This is a genomic window from Sphingobium cupriresistens LL01, from assembly GCF_001046645.1.
Lineage (GTDB): Bacteria > Pseudomonadota > Alphaproteobacteria > Sphingomonadales > Sphingomonadaceae > Sphingobium > Sphingobium cupriresistens.
Genome location: NZ_KQ130436.1, coordinates 264,480 through 285,235, shown reverse-complemented (window position 1 = coordinate 285,235; position 20,756 = coordinate 264,480). Strand labels below are relative to the sequence as shown.

General features: G+C 65.1%; 15 protein-coding genes, 1 pseudogene and 2 riboswitches. Of the genes and pseudogenes, 9 read left to right on the top strand and 7 right to left on the bottom strand.

From position 1 onward, the window contains the following. Nucleotides 1-2 precede the first annotated feature (2 nt). The 3 genes and pseudogenes from cobN to V473_RS17845 all read right to left on the bottom strand — a co-directional run bounded on the left by cobN (nt 3) and on the right by V473_RS17845 (nt 7,008). A complete protein-coding gene (gene cobN, locus V473_RS17855) occupies nt 3-3,722 on the bottom strand; it encodes a cobaltochelatase subunit CobN (protein WP_066608181.1) in 3,720 nt (1,239 codons plus the stop codon). Next, nucleotides 3,722-3,937 (bottom strand): annotated as a pseudogene (locus V473_RS17850) (GTP-binding protein); the annotation flags it as partial. The pseudogene V473_RS17850 and the gene cobN, both read right to left, overlap by 1 nt. A 56-nt stretch (nt 3,938-3,993) precedes the next feature. Next, on the bottom strand, nt 3,994-7,008 hold the full coding sequence (locus V473_RS17845; RefSeq protein WP_037555775.1) for a Tn3 family transposase: 3,015 nt from the start codon (nt 7,006-7,008) through the stop codon (nt 3,994-3,996). 131 nt (nt 7,009-7,139) lie between these two features. Between V473_RS17845 and V473_RS17840 the strand changes: the two genes are divergently transcribed. Then, the gene (locus tag V473_RS17840) at nt 7,140-7,700 is read left to right on the top strand and encodes a recombinase family protein (RefSeq protein WP_011950653.1); all 561 of its coding nucleotides are present in this window, start codon (nt 7,140-7,142) and stop codon (nt 7,698-7,700) included. 212 nt (nt 7,701-7,912) lie between these two features. After that, nucleotides 7,913-8,165: riboswitch (cobalamin riboswitch) on the bottom strand. On the opposite strand, the gene V473_RS23060 is transcribed toward V473_RS17840, so the two are convergent. After that, entirely contained in the window at nt 8,127-8,825 is a 699-nt protein-coding gene (locus V473_RS23060; protein ID WP_148648441.1) for a histidine phosphatase family protein, read from the bottom strand. It overlaps the preceding riboswitch by 39 nt. A gap of 24 nt (nt 8,826-8,849) precedes the next feature. Next, nucleotides 8,850-8,934, top strand: a riboswitch (adenosylcobalamin (AdoCbl) riboswitch). 48 nt (nt 8,935-8,982) lie between these two features. On the opposite strand from V473_RS23060, the gene V473_RS17830 reads away from it, so the two are divergent. After that, entirely contained in the window at nt 8,983-9,210 is a 228-nt protein-coding gene (locus tag V473_RS17830; protein ID WP_148648440.1) for a CbtB domain-containing protein, read from the top strand. Nucleotides 9,211-9,219: 9 nt separating this feature from the next. After that, nucleotides 9,220-9,942 carry a CbtA family protein gene (locus V473_RS17825; RefSeq protein WP_066608168.1) on the top strand — a complete coding sequence of 241 codons (723 nt, stop codon included), beginning with the start codon at nt 9,220-9,222 and terminating at the stop codon, nt 9,940-9,942. Nucleotides 9,943-9,954: 12 nt separating this feature from the next. On the opposite strand, the gene V473_RS24170 is transcribed toward V473_RS17825, so the two are convergent. Then, nucleotides 9,955-10,119 (bottom strand): hypothetical protein, encoded by a 165-nt coding sequence (locus V473_RS24170; RefSeq protein ID WP_165363566.1) that lies wholly within the window; start codon nt 10,117-10,119, stop codon nt 9,955-9,957. A 155-nt stretch (nt 10,120-10,274) separates the two neighbouring features. Here V473_RS24170 and V473_RS17820 point away from each other — a divergent pair, with 155 nt between their 5' ends. Genes V473_RS17820 through V473_RS17810 form a run of 3 tightly spaced genes read left to right on the top strand, consistent with a single transcriptional unit; the run spans nt 10,275 to nt 12,402 of the window. Continuing rightward, nucleotides 10,275-10,580, top strand: coding sequence for a ketohydroxyglutarate aldolase (locus tag V473_RS17820; protein ID WP_066608165.1), 306 nt, complete (start codon nt 10,275-10,277; stop codon nt 10,578-10,580). Further along, entirely contained in the window at nt 10,577-12,085 is a 1,509-nt protein-coding gene (locus V473_RS17815; protein ID WP_066608162.1) for a PepSY-associated TM helix domain-containing protein, read from the top strand. The genes V473_RS17820 and V473_RS17815 overlap by 4 nt, the downstream gene beginning before the upstream one ends. Continuing rightward, on the top strand, nt 12,082-12,402 hold the full coding sequence (locus tag V473_RS17810) for a DUF3325 family protein (protein WP_066608156.1): 321 nt from the start codon (nt 12,082-12,084) through the stop codon (nt 12,400-12,402). Before V473_RS17815 ends, V473_RS17810 begins: the two co-directional genes overlap by 4 nt. Here the strand turns inward: V473_RS17810 and V473_RS17805 are convergent. Beyond that, nucleotides 12,399-13,766, bottom strand: a complete 1,368-nt coding sequence (locus V473_RS17805) for an ATP-binding protein (protein ID WP_066608154.1) — start codon at nt 13,764-13,766, stop codon at nt 12,399-12,401. The genes V473_RS17810 and V473_RS17805 overlap by 4 nt on opposite strands. Next, the gene (locus tag V473_RS17800; RefSeq protein WP_066608153.1) at nt 13,763-14,491 is read right to left on the bottom strand and encodes a response regulator; all 729 of its coding nucleotides are present in this window, start codon (nt 14,489-14,491) and stop codon (nt 13,763-13,765) included. Before V473_RS17800 ends, V473_RS17805 begins: the two co-directional genes overlap by 4 nt. Before the next feature lie 358 nt (nt 14,492-14,849). Here V473_RS17800 and V473_RS17795 point away from each other — a divergent pair, with 358 nt between their 5' ends. From V473_RS17795 to V473_RS17785, 3 genes are read left to right on the top strand one after another with little or no spacing between them, the layout of a single operon-like run. Continuing rightward, nucleotides 14,850-15,983: an efflux RND transporter periplasmic adaptor subunit gene (locus V473_RS17795; RefSeq protein WP_277986011.1), complete on the top strand. Its 1,134-nt coding sequence runs from the start codon at nt 14,850-14,852 to the stop codon at nt 15,981-15,983. A gap of 10 nt (nt 15,984-15,993) precedes the next feature. Then, nucleotides 15,994-19,143 (top strand): efflux RND transporter permease subunit, encoded by a 3,150-nt coding sequence (locus V473_RS17790; protein ID WP_066608151.1) that lies wholly within the window; start codon nt 15,994-15,996, stop codon nt 19,141-19,143. Beyond that, nucleotides 19,140-20,507, top strand: coding sequence for an efflux transporter outer membrane subunit (locus V473_RS17785; RefSeq protein ID WP_066608148.1), 1,368 nt, complete (start codon nt 19,140-19,142; stop codon nt 20,505-20,507). Before V473_RS17790 ends, V473_RS17785 begins: the two co-directional genes overlap by 4 nt. Nucleotides 20,508-20,756: the final 249 nt, after the last annotated feature.

The following is a 20,756-nucleotide window of genomic DNA, read 5'->3' as shown; positions in this document are numbered from 1 at the left end:
CGTCATCCTCCTGCAAGCTGGGCGAGCAACAGGCCCGCGCTGTTCGATCTGGGTTTCCACATGCCGCGCTCCAGCGCTTCGGCCAGGCGCGCCGCAGTTTCGCGCAGCGCGGCCGGATTGGCCTCCGCCAGGAAGGCACGCACGGCTTCATCCTCGATGAAGGCGGCATGGACTGCGTCGAAATGATGATCGCGCACGGCATGGGTCGTGGCGGCGAAGGCGAACAGATAGTCGACCGACGCGGCGATCTCGAACGCGCCCTTGTACCCGTGGCGCATCACGCCCGCGATCCATTTGGGATTGGTGACGCGGGCGCGGACCACCCGGCCGATCTCGTCCTCCAGCGTGCGAACGACAGGGCGTTCGGGGCGGCTATGGTCGTTATGATAAGCGCGCGGCCGCTTGCCCGACAGATGCTCGACGGCGGACGCGACGCCGCCCTCGAACTGGTAATAATCGTCGCTGTCGAGCAGGTCATGCTCGCGATTGTCCTGGTTCTGAACGACGGCGTCGGCTTGCGCCAGGCGCGTGGCGAACAGGTCGCGCGCGGCGTCGCCCTCCACCCCTGCCCCATAGGCATAGCCGCCCCAGTCGAGATAGACGTTGGCGAGATCGGCGCGGTCGTGCCAGATTTTCTCGTCGATCATCGCCTGAAGGCCCGCGCCATAGGCACCCGGCTTCGATCCGAACACGCGAAAGCCCGCGCGCAGGGCGGCCGCCTTCGCGTCATGGCCGGCGTCGATCAGTTGCGCCGTCTCACGGCGATGGCGGGCGGCGGCGGGATTGTCCTCGTCCGGCTCGTCCAGCGCCATCACGGCGCGCGCGGCGGAATCGAGCAGGTCGATCTGTTCGGGGAAAGCATCGCGGAAGAAGCCGGAGACGCGGAAGGTGACATCGACGCGCGGGCGGTTGAGTTCGGCGATCTTCATCACCTCAAAACCGATCACGCGGCCCGACGTCCAGTCCCAGCGCGGTCGCACGCCCATCAGCGCCAACGCCTGGGCGATGTCGTCCCCGCCAGTGCGCATATTGGCCGTACCCCACGCGGACAACGCCATGGCCCTTGGATATTCGCCCTCGCGCTGGAGATAATCGTCCACCATTAGTTGAGCGGAGCGGCGGCCAAGCTCCCAAGCGGTGGCGGTTGGCACGGACCGGGTGTCGACCGAATAGAAGTTGCGGCCGGTCGGCAGCACGTCGGGGCGCCCGCGCGTGGGCGCGCCGGAGGGGCCGGGCAGCAGGAAACGCCCGTCCAGGCCAGCCAGCAGCGCAGCCTTTTCGGCGGGGCCGCAACGGTCCACGCGGCTGGCGAGATCGCCCAGCAGCGAACGCATAACGGTCTGCGACGCCGGGCCGGGCGCTGTCGCACCCTCGACCAGCGCGACGGCCAGCAGTTCGAGCCGTTCGATCGTGTCGCCATGGCTGCGCCAGGGCGCATCGCTCACCGCTGCCAGCACGGCCGGTCGGGGGCCGGTCCAGCCGTCGCCCATCCGGCAATCGAGCGGATCGAAGCCAAGGTCCAAATCGTCGGCCATAGCGCGGAGCAAGGATGCCTGGCCCGCGTCGTCATAGCCGCGCGGGGTGCGCGACAGAGCGATGAGCAGGTCGGTGCGCAATCGGCCAGTCGGCGACCGGGTGAAGATGTGCAGCCCATCGCGTATCTGCATCTCCTTCAATTCGCACAAATAATTGTCGAGAGCCGCGAGCGCGTCGTCGCCATCCCCGACGGCCCCGGCATCAGCGTCCAGTCCTTGCGACCGGGCGAGATCGAGAATTTCGGCTTTCAGATGCTGGATGCGGCGCGGGTCCATGCCGGCTGCGAGATAATATTCATCGACCAGCGCTTCGAGCGCCTTCAACGGGCCATAGCTTTCCGCGCGCGTCAGCGGCGGGGTGAGATGATCGATGATCGCCGCGCCGATGCGCCGCTTCGCCTGCGTCCCCTCGCCCGGATCGTTGACGATGAAAGGATAGAGTTGCGGCACCGGCCCCGCGCAGATTTCCGGGAAACAGCTGTCGGACAGGGCCAGCGCCTTGCCCGGCAGCCATTCCAGATTGCCATGCTTGCCGACATGGATGACCGCCTGCGCGCCGAAATCATGGTTCAGCCAGAAGTGGAAGGCCAGATAGGCGTGGGGCGGGATCAAAGCCGGGTCGTGATAGCTGGTCTTGGGATCGATATTGTAACCGCGCGCCGGCTGGACCGCGACGACGATATGGCCGAAGCGATGGGCGGGCAGATGAAAGGCGCCGTCACGCACGAAAGGATCGTCCACAGGGACGCCCCATCGCGCCATCACCGCCTCGCGCACCGCTGCTGGCAGCGCGTCGAACCGCAGGCGGTAATCGCCGATCGGCAGGCGGATTTCCGGCAGGCGATCCAGCGACGCACGGGCGTTGGTGACGCCGCCCAGCAGGATCGCCATCAGTCCCGCGCCGTCAACAGGAGCATCGCCGACATGATAGCCCGCTTCACCCAGGGTAGAGAGAATAGCGGCCGCGCTGGCGGGCGTGTCGAGGCCGACGCCATTGCCTAGCCGACCGTCGCGATTGGGATAGTTGGCGAGAATGAGCGCAACGCGCCGATCCGAGGCGGGCGTTCGCCGCAATGCCGCCCAATTGGCGGCAAGATCGGCGACGAAGGCAACGCGATCGGGCGAGACGCGCGGCGCCACAATGCCGCATTGGGTCCGGGCATCGAAACGCTCGGCCGCCTTGAAGGCGACGGCGCGGGTGAACAGGCGCCCGTCTATTTCCGGCAGAGCGACGTTCATCGCCAGGTCGCGAGGACCAAGGCCGCGCGGACTGTCGGCCCAGTTGGCCTGCTCGACGCCTGCGAACACGGTCTGCAGGATCGGACAATCCGCTGCTTCGAGGACGGCCGGCGTTCGCCTGTCGCCGGGCGAGGAGGCGGCGAAGGACGTGGCGTTCAGGATGATATCGGGCCGGATCGCGCCGATCAGCCCGTGCAGCCAGTCGATCGCGAAGGGTTCGCGCAGCGCCCGCACATGGACGGCGACGACGTTCAGCCCGCGTCCCTTCAGCGCGGCGACCAGCGCTTCGACGGCATCGAGCGTGCCGGCGATCATTAGCGCGCGATAGAAGCAGAGGAGCGCGACGGGCTGTCCCGCGCGCCATCCTGTCCGCACATCATCCAACGTCGGCCGCTTCATGCCGGCCAGATAGAAGCCGGCGTCCGCGATCGGCACGGGATCGTCCGGCACGCCTACATCCGCACCGATCAGCCGCGCGGCATGGCGCAGGAAGCTGACCGCATTGGCGACGCCGCCCTGCCGCAGATAGTCACGGAGCCGCTCGCTGATCGCCTTCGGCAGCGTCGCGGCGGCGTCCAACGACGGGTCGGGTTCCCGGCCATCGGCGATCGCTGCAAAGGCGATGCCCTTTTCCCGCGCAACCCGCGCGATTTCATCGACGCCATAGGGCCAATAGCTCTTGCCCCCCAGCAGTACGACGCACACGAAACGCGCATGGGCGATCACCTTTTCGACGTAGAGATCGACCGAATAGGGATGTTTGAGCTGCAGCAGGTTGGCCAGCCGGATCGACGGCGCATCCTCACCCAGCAGGGCCGCCGCCTGGGCGAAACAGGCCAGCTCGCTGTCCGCCACGGTCAGGAACACGATCTCGCCCGGCGATTGATCGAGGTCGATCGCCTCGTCGCCGTTGGAAACGGTTCCCGGCGTAGCGGCCAGCAAATGCATCAGGCGAAGGCCGCGCGAAGGGCGCTGTCGATGGCGGCCTGATTCAGCCCCTTCTGCCCGATCACCACCAGTTGTGACAGGCGCGACTCCTCCGCTTTCCAGGCGCGGTCGAAATAATGCTGGATGCGGGGACCGACCGCCTGGACCACCAGGCGCGCCGGGCGACCGGCGATGGCGACCATGCCCTTGATGCGCAGGACATCATGCGCCTCGATCAAGGGTCGTGCGGCTGAGCGGAACAGGAAAGTGTCGTAAGGGGCATTATTTCCTTTCAAAAGTCCCATTCGGAATTAGGTTGGCGTAGCGGTCTGAGGCCGCCGTTTGCGACGGCGTCAGGCACGGAGAAGTCGTAGCGGCCGAGGAAATTGATGTGACGCCAAGATATCGGCGAGAGCCGAGCGATATCGGCGGGCAGCGGCGGCGTCCCGGCCTCGCTGAGTTGGCGCACGGTTTCCTGCATGTAGACAGCGTTCCAGTGGACGATGGAGTTGAGGGCCAGACCGAGGACCCCAAGCTGCTCCTCTTGGCCCTGACGCAGAGGGCTTCTGATTTCGCCCCGATCGCCGTGATGGACGCGCCGACCGAGCTTGTGGCGCAATTCCTGCCGGTTGAGCTGAAACAATATTCGTCGCCGGAACGGCCGGTCATCGATGTATCGCAGGATATGCAGCGTCTTGATGATGCGGCCGAGTTCAGACAGGGCCTTGGCCAGCGTTGTTGGGCGGTCTTTGACCTGCAGCATTCGCATGACGCCTGCGGCCTTGAGGTGGCCGAGCTTGAGCGATCCGGCCAAGCGGATAAGGTCGGACCAGTTTTCCCGGATCAGATTGATTTTAACCCTGCCCCAGGCGGTCTGATCGAACGGCCCATAGCTCGCCTGGCGGTCGATACGCCAGAGTTTGGCGTCGCCGATGTCCGCCAGACGGGGGCTGAACCGGTAGCCCAAGAGCCAGAACAGACCGAAAATGGCGTCGGAATAGGCGGCGGTGTCGGTCATGATCTCCAGAGGATCGAGCTCGGTTTCCTGCTCCAGCAGGAGAGCCAGGACGACCAGGCTGTCGCGCAACGTGCCGGGGATGACCGCTCCGGTCAGACCGCTGAACTGATTGGAAATCATGTTGTACCAAGTGACGCCGCGCTCCTGGCCGTAATATTTGGGGTTGGGCCCGGCGTGTATGGCGCTCGACGGAGCGACAAAACGCATGCCGTCGGCGCTGGCCACCTCGCCTGCGCCCCAATGTTGGACGATATCCAGACGACTGTGAGCGGAAACGATCGCGGCGTTGGCCGCGGCGATGGTCTCGGGCCGAATGAAATTCTGACCGACCCAAGAAAGACGGTCGCGACGCAGAGCCGCAAATTCCGGGCGCACGATCGGCTCAAGACCGATGTTGCAGGCGCCGCCGACCAGGGTCGCGCACAGGCTTATCTCGAAGTGCTCGACGGTGGCCTGACGCTCGCTCAGATGCGTAAAGGACTTGGCAAATCCGGTTCGCGCCATGACTTCAAGAAAGATGTCGGGCATTCCGGCCTTCGGCATGCGCGTTTGGACGGCGGCGCGAAGTGCTCGAAGGCTCTCGGGTTCATCAAGCTTGTCGAGGGGCGTGACCACAATCCCCATCTTGTCGGCGACCGTCTCAAAACGCAGGTCCGGATTGTCGCCGGCGCGCGCAACGACATGTCGATATGCCTCGTCGAGAAGGCGGGAGAGACCGTCAATCTCAATGTCGGCTTCCAGAGATCGGCCCAGGGCGCGTGCTACCATCAACCTGGAATTGTGCCAGGACTCGCCCTCGAGCATCCCGCGCCGGGGATCCCCGTATCGGATGCCGGGCTTGGCGAACACATCGCGACGCTTGATCGCCAGACGCCACGCATCGATGATCGCGAAGACATAGGCCTTCGGGTCGCGCATCCTGCCATCGTCATCCAGGACATGTTGCCTCCACGCCTTCGAGACCGCAGCGATCGGTGCGCCGCGCATCTTGACGAGAGAGGACCAGTCGTCCACGCCCTTGAGGTAGCTGATCGCGGCCTTGACGTTTTTGCCACCTGGGGCAGCGTCGGTCTCGATGCGGGTAGCGATTTCAAAGAACAATCGCCGGGCGCTCCGCCATTTTGTTCGCAGTTGATCATAGGGCTTGGTCTCCGCGGGCTTGGCGATCGCCTCCACCTTGGACATGGCGGCCTCGATGTCGGGACGGGGCAACCGCTCGAAGAGCACATCTCGCCATTCATTGAGGGGCAGGGCGTCGTCGGTCAAAACCAACAGACCCATTGCGTGGAGCAGCATCGCGGCGCCATCGAGATCGCGCAGACTGCGCAGGCGGGCCTGTTTGTCGGCGGCTTCAGCCCCTTTCACCAAGTCGGCGAGCAGAGCCTCGGCCAGCTCGGCGGCGTCGTCCTGGGCCGCCGCTTCGAGCGTATGGAAGAGCGCGGCTACGGTCGCGGTTCGACGAGGCTCCTGAAGGGCGGCGATGGCCGAGGGCTTGCCGACGCGCGCTACCCGCGCGAGCCGCTCAAGGGTTGTGGCGGGAACGCCCCGCGGTGGCGCCGGCCGCAGATTGAACGCCCGGACCGCATCGAGCCGATCAAGGTGTCGGAAGAGTTCGGTCGGCATGCGCTTGGAGGGAACGGTCCGGAGCGCGTCCAGGGCGGCGAACGTGGATGTGTCGCCATCGTCAAACAGCGCGGCGATGCGCACGCGCTGGTCATCGCTCAAGCTGGCGACCAGATGGCGCCAAAGCCTGGTCCGCGCACGATCGCGGATCCTGCCAACCAGGCGCTCGACGACCGTGACGCCCGGCAGCAGCACCTTGTTGGCGATCAGCCAGGCCGCAGCTCGATCAATCAGGGGGCCGGGCCGATCGTCGCCGCTCCAGCAAAGGGCGTAGAGCCATCGGGTCAGCCGGAAACGTGCCACCGCGTTGTCGCCAAAGTCCGTGAAGCCGCAGTGCGTCCGGATGAGCGCGAGGTGCCGGATGCGTCGGCTTCCCGCAAAATAGGCGTCCACGTCCGTGCCGGGTTCAAGAGCGAGTTGTTCGATCACGGCCGCCAGGACCGACGCTGGGATCTCGGCGGGCGAGACTGGAAATGCGCCCAGAAACCGGGCGCTCGTCAGCATCACGGCAAAGCCGAGCCGATTGTGGTCGCCGCGCAGAGTTCCAATGAGGTCGCGATCAGTTTGGTCCAGATGGAAATATCGCGCGAGTTGATCGGCCGACGGTTCGCCATCAAAGCGGGCAAAGCCCTGACGCTGGGCGTCAGTGAGGTGACGGGTGGGCATACCGTGCGAAACTTTCAACTTTTGCGAAGGGGACGGCCCATGCCGATAAACAAGGCGAATTTCTTCGCAAAACATATGTGCGAAACAAAATTGTTTTGCAGTAACTTTCGCACAATATCTGGAGCAGTCGCATGAAGCTCGGCTACGCGCGCGTTTCCACCGAGGATCAGAACTTGGAAATCCAGCGCGGTCGGCTCTCGGAGGCGGGCTGTGAAATGATGTTCGAAGAGAAAATATCGGGGGCCGCTCGTGGCCGGCCCGAGCTTGAAAAGCTGATGGGTCACCTGCGCAAAGACGATGTTCTCGTCGTCGCCCGCCTCGATCGTTTGGCGCGATCCACCATCGAACTCCTGCACATCGCGGAACGCATCAAGGAAAAGCAGGCAGGATTACAATCGCTTGATGAACCTTGGGCCGATACCACGTCCCCGTCTGGCGTGATGATCATGACCGTATTCGCTGGGATCGCCCAGTTCGAGCGGACTCTCATATTGAGCCGAACCGAGGAGGGGCGAAAGGCGGCGATGGCGCGCGGTGTGAGCTTCGGACGCCCAAAGAAAATGCGCCCAGATCAGGCGGAGCTCGCTCGCCAACTCGTTCTCGAGGGTAAGTCCATTAGCGCCGTCGCAAGGACCTTCAACGTTCACCCGGCCACCATCTATCGCTGTATCGAGCCAAACAGTGCCTTATGACACTTTCCTGTTCCGCTCAGCCGCACGACCCTCTACCCCCGCTGCACCTGAGCGATATCTCGGCGGGGGCGTGCCGGACGCGAACGAACGGCCGATGCACGGCGACGAGCAGGCGCATGGAGCCCGTCAGCGCGCACCGATGCGGCCCCAGCCACATGGGTTCGTCGCTCAGACGGCGTTCACCGTGCCCCGGCCATCCCCTGGACCAAAGCAAGAGCGACCAGACGCCGGCAGGTCTCCTGGCTCGCGGGTCATTGCTTGATGCACGCCTTCCCAGGCCTCGCAGGATTTAGCGTCCGGCCCAGTGGCTGCTCCCCTGGAAAGGGAGCGATGTGCATCGCGCTCGCCGCTTACAGTTGCAGGGACAGCTGCGGATTTGGATGAGCGCCCTTGTCGAGGGACTGCCACCCGCACCGCCTTCCCATTTTAATCCCCTTGCGGGGAACCGGCGCGATCAGTCATCGAAGGGGGCTTGCGGCTCCCCGGATGCGGTCGGCGATACCGGCTGCCGGGGCCGTCCGCAAGCCCTGAGTGCGGTGCGATCGCCTGAAGCCGCCAGATGCGGTTGAAGGACAGGCGAACGGTCGATAGCGGCGCAATGTCGATGGCAGGCGTCGTCACGAGCGGAAAGCCGAGCGCGTGCGCCAGCGCGGCGCGGATCGTCATAGCATGGCTGATGGCGCAGATGCATCCGGGCGACTGCGCGATTCCGTCCAGCCAGCCGCCAACTCGCTGTCGCACCGCTTCCATGGTCTCACCATCCGCGGTGCCCTGCGTCGGATCGGCGATCCAGTCGGACAGGGCGGCCGGTTCGGCGGCGAAAAGGTCGGCAAACGACCGGCCCGACCAGCGCCCGGCATCCATGTCCACCAGCGCGACCTCGACCGAGGCGTCCAGCCCCATCGCCTGGGCAGTCTGCGCGGCGGCGCGGGACGGGCTGCAAAGGACATGGTTGTCGAAACCCGGCGGCAGGCGGCAGGCGGCGGCATCATGCGCGCCGCGTGCGTCCAGGCCCTCGTCCAGCGCCGGGAAGCCGCCGACCCGGCTGGACGGCGTGGACGCCGCGCATAGGAGAAGGAGGGATGTGGACAGCGGAACCTCCAAGACATGTTGACGTCGCGCCATCGCGCACCCTAAACAGCGCGGGCATCAGGAAGAAGAAGCCGGTGAGATTCCGGCGCGGTCGCGCCACTGTTATCGACGTACAAGGTCGAGAGCCAGACCTTCTTCCTGAACGAACAATCTCTCGCGGGACGCGCAATCCCTTATAGGAGTCTGGGTTATGTCAACGACTGCCGCACTGTTCGACGACCATTTCATTCCCGTCCAGGGCGGTTCCGCCATCCCGATCGAGGACATCGCACCATGGGCCGTGTTCGGCACACTGATTGCGCTTATTTTCCTTTATTTCGTCAGCACCGAACAGGGCGCCGTCGCCTTGTTCGACGGCATGTATGTGCATGAATATGTGCATGACGGCCGCCATCTTCTCGGCTTTCCCTGCCACTGATCCCAGGCGATGACCAAGAGTCTGTTGTGGCGCGGAATGCTGGCCGGCATTCTGGCGGCCCTCGTCGCGACGATGTTCGCACGCGCGATCGCGGAGCCGCAGATCGATCTCGCCATTGACTATGAGAGCGCACATGTAGTGCATCATATGGACATGCCTTCGGATGGGGAGCAAGCGGAACTGGTAAGCCGGGCGACGCAGAAGGGCGCGGGTCTGCTGACCGCGCTGGCGCTCTACGGCGCGGCGGTCGGCGGGATTTTCGCGCTCATATTCGCCTATGGTTATGGACGCTTTGGCCGCTTCGGTCCACGCAGCTTCGCTCTGTTGCTCAGCGGAATCGCCATCTTCCTGGTGGTCATCGTGCCGGGAATCAAATATCCGCAGACGCCGCCGGCCGTGGGCAAGCATGAAACGGTGGGTCTTCGCACCGCCGCCTATTTCGCAATGATCGCCTTGTCGGTGGGCGGGGCGGTGATCGCTGCCAAGATCAGAAGCGTGCTGGCCCTATCCCGTCCGGGCATCGATGCGACGTTGATTGCGGTGGGAGCCTATGGCGCGATGGTCGTGCTGGGCCAGTATCTGCTGCCCAGCGTCGATGAAGTGCCGGCTGATTTCCCGGCGACCCTGCTGTGGAACTTCCGTTTGGCCTCGATCGCGACCCAATTGCTGTTGTGGGCGACAATCGGAATCGTCTTTGGCCTGGCGGCGGAACGGGTGATGGCGCGCCCATAGCTCTGGGAATATCTATGTCGCCAGCATCTGCACGATCATGCTGTCGCAATGGCGGTCGATCGTGCCGATCGGGCAGGATGCGCTGCTGTCGCGCGCCGACAGCGAAAGGTTGCTGACGGCGCGGCGCATGATCGAGGATCGCTGGCGGAGACGCTGACGCTGGACGGCATCGCGCATCGAAGCGCGAAAATCTGGTCGCGCAGGCCCAAATTGGGCGGGGCGCCGGGGACGCCTTTGCGTTGTGGAAAATTATGCGCGTAAGCTGCTAATGCGATTGACTTGCATGATGCGCGTCGGATAATCCGGTCATCGTTTTGACGAGGAGTGTTCCGATGGCCCCGCCCATCCATTATCGGGCGAGCCGCTGGCGATACCGCGCCAATGTCGCTTTGCGCACCATCGCCGGGACGGTCGGCGCCTATGGCGTGGCGGCCTTGGGCGCCGCAGCGCTGGCGCGCACCCTGCCGATGGCTCGGGTGGAGGCGGTGACCTTTGCCACCATGATCGCCTATCTGATCGCGCCTGGCGTCTCCATCTGGGCCTTTCTGGCGCGGGGGCCGTGGCGCGCGGTCGCGGGCGTGGTGCTGGCGGCGTTGGCGCTGGGCGGCGTGGCCTGGATCGCAGGGCAACCGGCATGAGCGGGACGAGCGCCATGGTGCGCGATGGAGCGCGGCAGGCCATGGCCTGGCTGCATGGCTGGACCGGGCTGCTACTTGGCCACATCCTCTTCATCATCTGCCTGGCCGGGACGCTGGCCGTGTTCAAGCCGGAGATCAGCCGCTGGATGCGCCCGGAAATCAGCGGACAGGCCGATCCGGTCCGCGCGATCACGGCCGCGACCGAGTGGCTGTCGACCAATACGACCGGATCGGCAGGCTGGTATCTGTCCGCACCCGACGGCCGGTCGAACGTGGTCAATGCCAATTATGACAGCGGCGGCGCCTATATGAGCCGGGCGCTCGATCCGGTGAGCGGCGCGCCGGTGGCGCGCGACACGCTGGGCGGGGAATTTTTCTACCGCCTGCATTTCGAGCTGGAACTGCCCTATCCCTGGGGACGGTTGCTGGCGTCGCTGGCGGCGATGCTGATGCTGGTGGCGATCATCACGGGCATCATCGCGCATAAGCGCTTTTTCAAGGACATCTTCACCTTCCGCCCCGGCAAGGGCCAAAGATCATGGCTGGACGGGCATAATGCGCTGGGCGTGCTCTCCCTGCCCTTTCATATCATGATCACCTTTACCGGGCTGCTGACGCTGGCGTCGCTCAACATGCCCTGGGGGATTGCGGCCGGCTATGGCGCGGATGTGGCGACGCTTTACAGTGACCTGACCCCCGGCACGGTCAGCCGGGAAGCGAGCGGGACCAAGGCGCCGCTGGCCCCGGTCGGGCCGATGCTGGCGCAGGCGCAGCGCTATTTTGGCGGTGTGCCGGTGGATCGGGTCTATATCTTCAACCCCGGCGATGCCGCCGCGGTGGTGACCATCTATCCGGTCGAGGTGGGCGCGATCGGCACTCTGCCCGCAGAGATCAGCTTCGACGGCGCGACCGGCAAGGTGCTGAAAGCCTGGACGGAAAAGCGGGCGGGCGTGCGCGCCTATCAGACCATCTACGGCCTGCACATGGCCCATTTTGCCCCGCTGCTAACGCGCTGGCTCTATTTTCTGGGCGGCGCCATGCTGACCTTGGCGATCGCGAGCGGCATGGTCTTGTGGATCGTCAAGCGACGGGAACGCGCGCCCTTGTCGATCGGCAACCGGCTGCTGGAGCGGTTGAACGTCGGTGCCCTTGTGGGCGTGCCGATCGGCATGGCGGCCTTCCTGATCGCCAATCGGCTGTTGCCGCTGGGCCTGGCGGAACGCGCGCAGCAGGAGGTTGCAGTCGCGCTGTGGAGCGCGGGCGCGGCGCTGCTGCTGGGGCTGGTCCTGCCACCTGCGCTGGGCTGGCCACTCCTGCTGGGACTGCTGGCGCTGCTATGCGCGCTCGCCGCTGCGCTGGGACCGATCTGGGCGGGGGATGTGATGATCCTGTCGGGCAATATGCTGCTGACCGCGACTGCGGTCGCGCTGGGCCTGCTGGTCTGGAAGCAATTGCGCCGCCGCAGCGCGCCGACCCCGGTTCGCCGCCGGATGGCGCCGGCATGACGCTCACCATCGGTCTGCTTTACCTTGCTTTGTTCGCGCTGGCGGGGCGGATGCAGCGACATCGGCCGGTTCTGCTCACTACATGGCAGCGGCGTCCCTTTGTCGGTCATCTGGAATTGGCCGGGTGGACGCTGCTGGGCCTGTCGCTGCTCAGCCTGATGTTGTGGGCCGATGTCGGCATGGCGCTGATCGCCTGGATCGGGCTGTTGCCGCTGCTGGGCGGCGTGGTGGTGCTGGGCATGACCTACCGTCCGGCGGTGGCGCGGGCGGGCGTGCCGGTTGCGGCCGTCATGTTGGTTGCCGGATTGCTGGTTTAGGCCTTGATGTCGATGGTGGCGATCAGGCCGCCATCATCGGCATTGCGCAGGCGCACCGATGCTTCGAAACTCATCGCCAGCGAGCGGCAGATGGTCAGGCCGATGCCGGTGCCATGACGCCCGCCCGGCTGGCTGCTGGCGCCGCGGGTGAAGGGTTCGAACATCTGGTCGAGCTGGTCGACCGGGATGCCGGGGCCATGATCGCGCACATGGATCATCAGCCTGCCGCCCGATCGCGCGCAGCTAATCTCTGCGCTGCCACCATAGCGCACGGCATTGTCGATCAGATTGGCGATACAGCGGGTCAGCGCATTGGGCTTTACCCGCACCGTGCCGCCGCACCCGCTGAGGAACCGGACGGGCGCGCCCAGTTCCTCGGCATCCTCCGCCATGCTGGTCAGCAGCGAATCGATGTCGAGCGCCGACCATTCCTCGCGCGCCTCGATACTGCTGGCGAGGTCCAACCCCTCGCGCACCAGCGTCTGCATCGCCTGATGATCCTGGAGCAGGCGCGCGCGCAATTCCTCATTTTCGACCAGTTCCAGGCGTAGCCGCAAGCGGGTCAGCGGCGTCTGGAGATCATGGCTGATCGCGGCGAGCAATTGCGTCCGTTCGGCAAAGCCCGCCCGCGCGCGACGCTGCATCAGGTTGAAAGTGGACAGGGCGGCGCGCACCTCCTCCGGCCCGCGTTCGGGAATTTCCTCCGGGTCGAGCGACACGGAAAAGGCCTCCGCCGCCTGTTCCAGCCGCCGCAACGGCGTAGCCACGATGCGGGCGACGAGGATGCCCAGACCCGCCGAGGCCGCGACGATGACGATCAGGTAAAGCGGATTGAAGATGGTGCTGGGCGGTTTGGCGATGCGCGGGAAGCTGAGCGCGATCGCCCGGCGCTGGCCGGTTCCATCGGTATAGCGCACCACCCAACAGTCCGGGCGTGGCGCGTCGATCAGCCCGGCGACCAGTTCTTTCGACCTGTAGCGGTCGGGGAAGCAAAGGCCGACCGGCACCTGTCCCGCTTCGGGCTGCGATTGCGGACCAAGGCGCGCGCGCAGAAGCGATTGGAGATCGGCGTCCGGGTCGTTCAGACTGATGCCTTCGGGCGCAGGCGCCGCGCCGATGATGCTGTGCGTCGCCATCATCTTTTCGATGCGCCGGGGGTCGCGGCGGAAACGATCGGCGACGTCGATGGCGCTGGCAAGAACGCGCTGGCGGCGCACCCGTTCGAAATCGTGGCGGCGCGTCTGTTCCGCCACCAGCAGCGCGACAATCGCGGCGACCGACATGCCGAGCGTCAGGATCAGGAAAATCTGCCCCGCCATCGACCGGAAGAAGGCGCGGGCGCGGCCGGCGATCCCGCGGATCATGAATGATCGACTGAACAGGCCAGGACATAGCCTTCGCCACGTACCGTCAGGATCAGATCCTCGCCGCCCGGCAGGCTCGACAGCTTGTGCCGCAGACGACTGATCTGAAGGTCGATCGAGCGATCGAAGGCGGCGGTGGCGCGGCGTTCGGGCAGCAATGTCTCCCGGTCCAGCACGACATTGGGTTCGTCAATGAAACGGCTGAGCAGTCGAAATTCGGCCGACGACAGCATCACCAGCCGATCGTCGGGCGCGACCAGACGGCGTTGCACCAGATCGACGCGCCAGGGACCGATATGCGCGTAGCGCATCGCACCGGTGCGCGCGGCCGGCCCGTTGCGCGCGCGGCGCAGCAAGTTGCGGATGCGCACCAGCAGTTCGCGCGGCTCGAACGGTTTGGTCAGATAATCGTCCGCGCCCAGTTCCAGCCCCAGCACCCGGTCGATCGCGCTACCGCGCGCCGTCACCATGATGATCTGCACGTCCGATCCCTCCGCCCGCAATTCACGGCACAGCGACAGTCCGTCGCCATCGGGCAGGTTGAGGTCGAGCACGATCAGATCGACCGCCTCGTCCCGCAATGTCTGACGCAGGTCGGCCAGATTGGCGGCGGCCAGCAGGCGGTAATTTTCCTGCCGCAACTGGCCGACGATCAGGTCGCGGATATCCGCGTCGTCATCGGCCACCAGCACTGTGGCGGGAGGGAAGGATGCAGCATCGGCCATGGCCCGTCCTAGCGCGCGGCGCATTAAAAGTCTGCGCTTCTTGTTGGCCGATACAGGCCGATACAAAGCGATACGAACATGCGCGGTCATGCAACGCATCGCCGCATTTCGAAAAACAGTCACTCTACCATGAGACGGGCAAAGCCGCGAAGAGGGCCAGGTCGGCTCCCCTGCCGACGCCAACGGAGTCCTTGCGATGCCTATACCCGCCATCCTGGCTGGAAACCCGGTGCACGGCCCGAATCGGTCGCGCACGCCCCTCCCCCCTCCCCCTCGTGCGCCCGGTCCGGTCTTATTCGTGCATCGGCGGGCATCGCAGGGGCCTGTGCGGCACAGTTTCAAGGATAAGCGCCACACCATGCTCCTTTCCGCCACCTTGCGCAGCCTTCGGGTCGCGCCAATCGCTCTTGGCCTGTCGCTTGCGGCATGTGGACAGCAAAAGCCGCCGCAAAAGGGGCCGGTGGAAGTGGGCGTGGTCACGCTGAGCACGCAGGACGCCACCGTGTCCAGCGAACTGCCCGGCCGCACCGTATCGACCATGATGTCGGAAGTGCGGCCGCAGGTGGCGGGACTGATCCAGAAGCGGCTGTTCACCGAAGGATCGATGGTCAGCGCCGGCCAGCCGCTCTACCAGATCGACGCCCGCCTCTATCGCGCGTCGCGCGACGAGGCGCAGGCCAGTCTGGCCAGTGCGCAGGCGACCGCCGCAGCCGCGCAGGCCAAGGCGCAGCGCTATCGCAGCCTGGGCGACACCGAAGCGGTGAGCGCGCAGGACCGCGACGATGTGATCGCGACCGCGCGCCAGGCGAGCGCCGCGGTGCAGCAGGCGCGCGCCAGCCTGCAGACCAGCAGCGTCAATCTGGACTTCACATTGGTCCGGGCGCCGATCAGCGGGCGCATCGGCCGTACCCTGTTCACGCCCGGCGCGCTGGTGACGACCAGCCAGACCGACCCGTTGACCACGATCCAGCAACTCGACCCCATCTATGTCGACGTCACCCAGTCCAGCTCGCAGATCCTGGCGTTGCGCCGGTCGCTGGCGGCGGGCAAGACGCTGGCGGCCAGCGCGACCATCCGGCTGAAACTGGAAGATGGCGCCGACTATCCCCAGGAAGGCCGGATCGAATTCGCCGAGCCGATCGTCGACGTCAACAGCGGCACGGTGACGTTGCGCGCGCGCTTTCCCAATCCTGACGGGCTGCTGATGCCCGGCATGTTCGTCCGCGTGATCGCGCCGCAATCGGTGGTGCCCGGCGCGATTCTGGCGCCGCAACAGGGCATCAACCGCGATCCCAAGGGCAACGCCACGGCGCTGGTCGTGAACAAGGCGAACAAGGTCGAACGCCGTATCGTCACCGCCGCTCAGGCGATCGGCGACAAATGGCTGATCACCGCGGGTCTCAAGGCCGGCGACCGCCTGATCGTCGAGGGCACCGACAAGGTGAAGGCCGACGACGTCGTCAAGCCTGTCGCCATCAAGACAGCGCAATAGGAGCCGGCCCTTGCTCAGCCGCTATTTCATCGAACGGCCGATTTTCGCCTGGGTCATCGCCATCGGCATCATGCTGGCGGGCCTGGGCGCGATGCTGTCGCTCCCCATCGCCCAATATCCCGACATCGCCCCGCCTGGCGTCGGCATCAGCGCCACCTATCCCGGCGCATCGGCCGAAACCGTGGAAACCAGTGTTACCCAGGTGCTGGAGCAGCAACTGACCGGCATTGACGGGCTGATGTATTTTTCCTCCTCCTCGACCGCCACCGGACAGGCGCGGATCACCGTGACTTTCCAGAAGGGCACCGATCCCGACACCGCGCAGGTGCAGGTGCAGAATCGGGTGCAGCAGGCGCTCAGTCGCCTGCCCAACGCCGTGCAGCAGCAGGGCCTGTCCGTCACCAAACAGCAGACCGACTTCCTGATGCTGGTCGGCCTGTATGACGAGACGGACATAGCGACGCAGGCGGACATCGCCGATTATCTGGTCAATAATTTCCAGGACCCGATCGCGCGTATCGATGGCATCGGCGCCACCCAGGTCTTCGGGTCGCAATATGCGATGCGGGTGTGGCTGGACCCCTACAAGCTTGCCGCGGTAAAGCTGATGCCGTCCGACGTACAGAGCGCGATTGCGGCGCAGAATGTCGAAGTGTCGGCGGGCCAGATCGGCGCCGACCCGGCGCCCGCCGGGCAGCAGATCAACGCCACCGTGACGGCGCGCGCGCGGTTGCAGACGCCCGAACAATTCCGCAACATCATCGTCAAGACCCAGACCGACGGATCGATCGTCCATCTGTCCGACGTGGCGCGAGTCGAACTGGGTAATGAAAGCTATACCACGGCCGCGCGGCTCAACGGCCATCCCGCGTCCGGCGTTGCGCTGCAACTGGCGCCGGGCGCCGACGCGCTCAAGACCGCCGAACTGGTCAAGGCGAAGGTCGCCGAACTGTCGAGCAGCCTGCCGCATGGATATAAAGTCGTATTTCCGCGCGACACCACGCCCTTTATCCAGCTGTCGGTCGAAGAAGTCATCAAGACGTTGCTTGAAGCGGTCGCGCTGGTCGTGGTGGTGATGTTCGTCTTCCTGCAAAGCTGGCGCGCGACGCTGATCCCCGCCGTCGCGGTGCCAGTGGTGCTGCTCGGCACCTTCGGCATTCTCGCCTTGTTCGGCTATTCCATCAACACGCTGACCCTCTTCGGTATGGTGTTGTCCATCGGCCTGCTGGTCGACGACGCGATCGTCGTGGTCGAAAATGTCGAGCGCATCATGGAGGAGGAAGGGCTTTCCCCGCGCGAGGCGACGATCAAGTCGATGGAGGAGATCGGCAGCGCGCTGGTCGGCATCGCTTTGGTGCTGTCGGCAGTGTTGCTGCCCATGGCCTTTTTCGGCGGATCGACCGGCGTCATCTACCGCCAGTTTTCCATAACCATCGTGTCATCGATGCTACTGTCGGTGGTGGTCGCGTTGATTCTGTCGCCGGCGCTGTGCGCGACCCTCCTCAAGTCCGCGAGCGAGGACCATCGCAACGAAGGTTGGGCCGGCAAGTTCAACCGCTGGTTTGAGAGGCTGACCGGCGGCTATGTCCGCCGCACGCAGCAGATGTTGAATCGGCGCAAGCTGTTCTGGGGCCTGTATGTCGTGGTGCTGGCGCTGCTGGTTCTCATCTTCGTGCGGCTGCCGTCCAGCTTCCTGCCGGTCGAGGATCAAGGGCAGGTGATGGTGCAGGTCACGCTGCCCGCCGGCGCCAAATCGAGCCGGACCAATGCGGTGATCGACCAGGTGCAGAATTATTTCCTGAACGACGAGAAGGACAATGTCGCCTTCGCCTTCATCATGACTGGATTCAGCTTCCAGGGCCAGGGCGAGAATGTCGGCCAGGGCTTCATCAACCTGGCGCCATGGAACGAGCGTAAGGGTATCGCAAACACGGCGGGGACGATTGCCGGACGCGCGACCAAGCAACTCGCGGCGATCCGCGACGCCAAGATACTGGGCATGACGCCGCCCTCTATCCGGGGCCTCGGCCAATCGAACGGCTTCACCTTCGAACTGCTGAACAATGGCGGCCTCAGCCGCGCGCGCTTTCTGGAACTGCGCAACCAGTTGATCGACGCAGCGTCCAAAGATCCGGTGCTGGCCGGCGTGCGCGCCGCATCGCTGGAGGATACGCCCCAGCTCAAAGTCGATATCGACAATGAGAAGCTGGCGGTGCTGGGCCTGACGCAGAGCGATGTCGACGATGTCCTCAGTTCCGCCTGGGGCAGCACCTATATCAACGATTTCGTCGATCGCGGCCGAGTGAAGCGCGTCTATATGCAGGCTGATGCGGCCTATCGCGCGTTGCCGACCGATATCGACAATTGGATGGTACGGTCGAGCAGCACCGGCGAAATGGTGCCCTTCTCCGCCTTTGCGACCACGCATTGGACGATGGGGCCTAGCACGATGGCGCGTTTCAACGGTCTGTCCTCTTTCGAAATCCAGGGCCAGGCCGGCGCGGGCGCCAGTTCGGGCGAAGCGATGGACCGGATAGTCGAATTGCAGAAGCAACTGCCGACCGGCACCAGCTACGCATGGAGCGGCCTGTCCTATCAGGAGCAACTGTCCGGCGGTCAGGCGCCGTTGCTCTACGGCCTGTCGGTGCTGGTCGTGTTCCTGTGCCTTGCCGCTCTCTATGAAAGCTGGTCGATCCCGCTGGCGGTGCTGCTGGTGATCCCGCTCGGCCTTGTCGGCGCGGTGATCGCGGTGTGGGCGCGCGGGCTGGAGAATAATATCTTCTTCCAGGTTGGTTTGCTCACCACGATGGGTCTGGCCGCGAAGAATGCGATCCTGATCGTCGAGTTCGCCGAACTGGCGCACAAACAGGGCAAGGACGCGCTGTCCGCCGCGCTGGAAGCGGCGCGGCTGCGCTTCCGCCCGATCCTGATGACCAGCCTTGCCTTCATCGCCGGCGTCATCCCGTTGGCGATCGCAACGGGCGCAGGCGCACAGAGCCGTGTTGCGATCGGTACGGCGGTCGTTGGCGGCATGACGACGGCGACGGCGCTGGCCATCTTCTACGTGCCGCTGTTCTTCGTCACGATTGCGGGCCTTTTCAGCGGTAAAAAGAACGCCGCGCCGCCAGCCCCGGCGCCAGACGCAGGAGTTCCGGCATGATCCGCCTTTCACTGTCGGCGGTATCGCTGCTGACGCTGGCCGGATGCAACATGGCGCCGACCTATGTGCGACCGACAGCGCCAGTGCCCGCCACCTTGCCCAACGGGGAAGCCTATGCGCCTGGGCAGGCCGGACAAAAGGTTGGCCTGGCCTGGACCGAACTGGTCGGCGACACGAAGCTGCGTAGCGTGATCGCGCGAGCGCTGGCCAATAATCGCGACCTGCGCGCCGCGATCGCCAACATCCAGTCGGCGCGCGCGCAATATAGGGTGCAACGCGCCGCCCAATTGCCCACCATCACCGCCGACGCCGGCGCCAGCTTCGTCCGCCAGAATGACAATCGGCAGAATAGTTACAGCGCCGACATCGGCTTCAGCGCGTTCGAGATCGACCTGTTCGGCCGCGTCCGCAACCTGACCCAGTCGGCGCTCGAAACCTATCTGGCGACGGAGGAAGGCGCGCGGGCGACCCGGATCACCTTGATTGCTGAGACCGCGACCGCCTATGCGACGCTGGCCGCTGACCAGGAACTGCTGGCGGTTTCGCGCCAGACCCAGGCGAGCGCCCAGCGTACGCTGGACATCACCCGCCAGCTCAATGGCGCCGGCCTGATCGGCAAGCTCGATGTCCATCAAGCCGAAACCACGGTCGAGCAGGCGGCGTCGGACGTCGCCGCCAACGTCACCCAAGTCGCGCAGGATCGCAACGCGCTCGACCTGCTGGTGGGGACGCCGGTGGAGGAGGCCTTGCTACCCGCCTCGCTCGACAGCCTGATCGCGGGCGTGGCGAAGGCGCCGGCGGGCCTGTCGTCGGACGTGCTGCTCCAGCGGCCCGACGTGCTGCAGGCGGAACATCAGCTCAAGGCCGCCAATGCCGATATCGGTGCGGCGCGCGCGGCCATGTTCCCGACGATCAGCCTTACGTCGGCGATCGGCGTGGCCAGTTCGGCCCTGTCCTCGCTCTTCACCGGCAACGGCTTCGCCTGGTCGGTCAGCCCATCCGCCAGCCTGCCGATCTTCGGCGGTGCGAACCGCGGGAACCTGGACTATAGCAAGGCGCAACGCGACCTTTATGTCGCACAATATGAAAAGGCGGTGCAGACCGCCTTCCGCGAAGTCGCAGACGCACTCGCACGCGAGGGGACGATCGATGCGCAGCAGGCGGCGCAGCGGCGATTGGTGGCGGCCAGCCAACGCGCCTATGATCTGGCGGACCAGCGTTATCGGTCGGGTATCGACACGTTCCTGACCGCGCTGACCAGCCAGCGCGCGCTCTATAGCGCGCGGCAATCGGCTATCGTCACGAACCTTGCGCTAGTGAGCAACAGAGTGATGCTCTACCGCGCAATTGGCGCTGATCAGTAAGCAACCATATTATCGCTCCCCCTCTTCTCCCATGGCGCGAATCTGCTATGATGCGCGGATAATAAGGGAGAGGAACCATGCTGCTATTGGCACGGTGTCTGGATTGGCTTTGCCAATTATTTGCGTCTGGCGCGCAGGATGAAGTGCGCCTCAACCAATTGATCTCGCGCTGTGGCGCGCGGGACAATATGCGGCGCCGTCCTTGACGCGAGCAAATTATGGCAGGCTGCGTGAAAGGCGGCGCCTGCT

Coding starts and splice junctions, on each gene's coding strand:
- cobN (WP_066608181.1), bottom strand. CDS start 3,722: ATGCATTTGCTGGCCGCTACGCCGGGAACCGTTTCCAACGGCGACGAG.
- V473_RS17845 (WP_037555775.1), bottom strand. CDS start 7,008: ATGCCCACCCGTCACCTCACTGACGCCCAGCGTCAGGGCTTTGCCCGC.
- V473_RS17840 (WP_011950653.1), top strand. CDS start 7,140: ATGAAGCTCGGCTACGCGCGCGTTTCCACCGAGGATCAGAACTTGGAA.
- V473_RS23060 (WP_148648441.1), bottom strand. CDS start 8,825: ATGGCGCGACGTCAACATGTCTTGGAGGTTCCGCTGTCCACATCCCTC.
- V473_RS17830 (WP_148648440.1), top strand. CDS start 8,983: ATGTCAACGACTGCCGCACTGTTCGACGACCATTTCATTCCCGTCCAG.
- V473_RS17825 (WP_066608168.1), top strand. CDS start 9,220: ATGACCAAGAGTCTGTTGTGGCGCGGAATGCTGGCCGGCATTCTGGCG.
- V473_RS24170 (WP_165363566.1), bottom strand. CDS start 10,119: ATGCGCGATGCCGTCCAGCGTCAGCGTCTCCGCCAGCGATCCTCGATC.
- V473_RS17820 (WP_066608165.1), top strand. CDS start 10,275: ATGGCCCCGCCCATCCATTATCGGGCGAGCCGCTGGCGATACCGCGCC.
- V473_RS17815 (WP_066608162.1), top strand. CDS start 10,577: ATGAGCGGGACGAGCGCCATGGTGCGCGATGGAGCGCGGCAGGCCATG.
- V473_RS17810 (WP_066608156.1), top strand. CDS start 12,082: ATGACGCTCACCATCGGTCTGCTTTACCTTGCTTTGTTCGCGCTGGCG.
- V473_RS17805 (WP_066608154.1), bottom strand. CDS start 13,766: ATGATCCGCGGGATCGCCGGCCGCGCCCGCGCCTTCTTCCGGTCGATG.
- V473_RS17800 (WP_066608153.1), bottom strand. CDS start 14,491: ATGGCCGATGCTGCATCCTTCCCTCCCGCCACAGTGCTGGTGGCCGAT.
- V473_RS17795 (WP_277986011.1), top strand. CDS start 14,850: ATGCTCCTTTCCGCCACCTTGCGCAGCCTTCGGGTCGCGCCAATCGCT.
- V473_RS17785 (WP_066608148.1), top strand. CDS start 19,140: ATGATCCGCCTTTCACTGTCGGCGGTATCGCTGCTGACGCTGGCCGGA.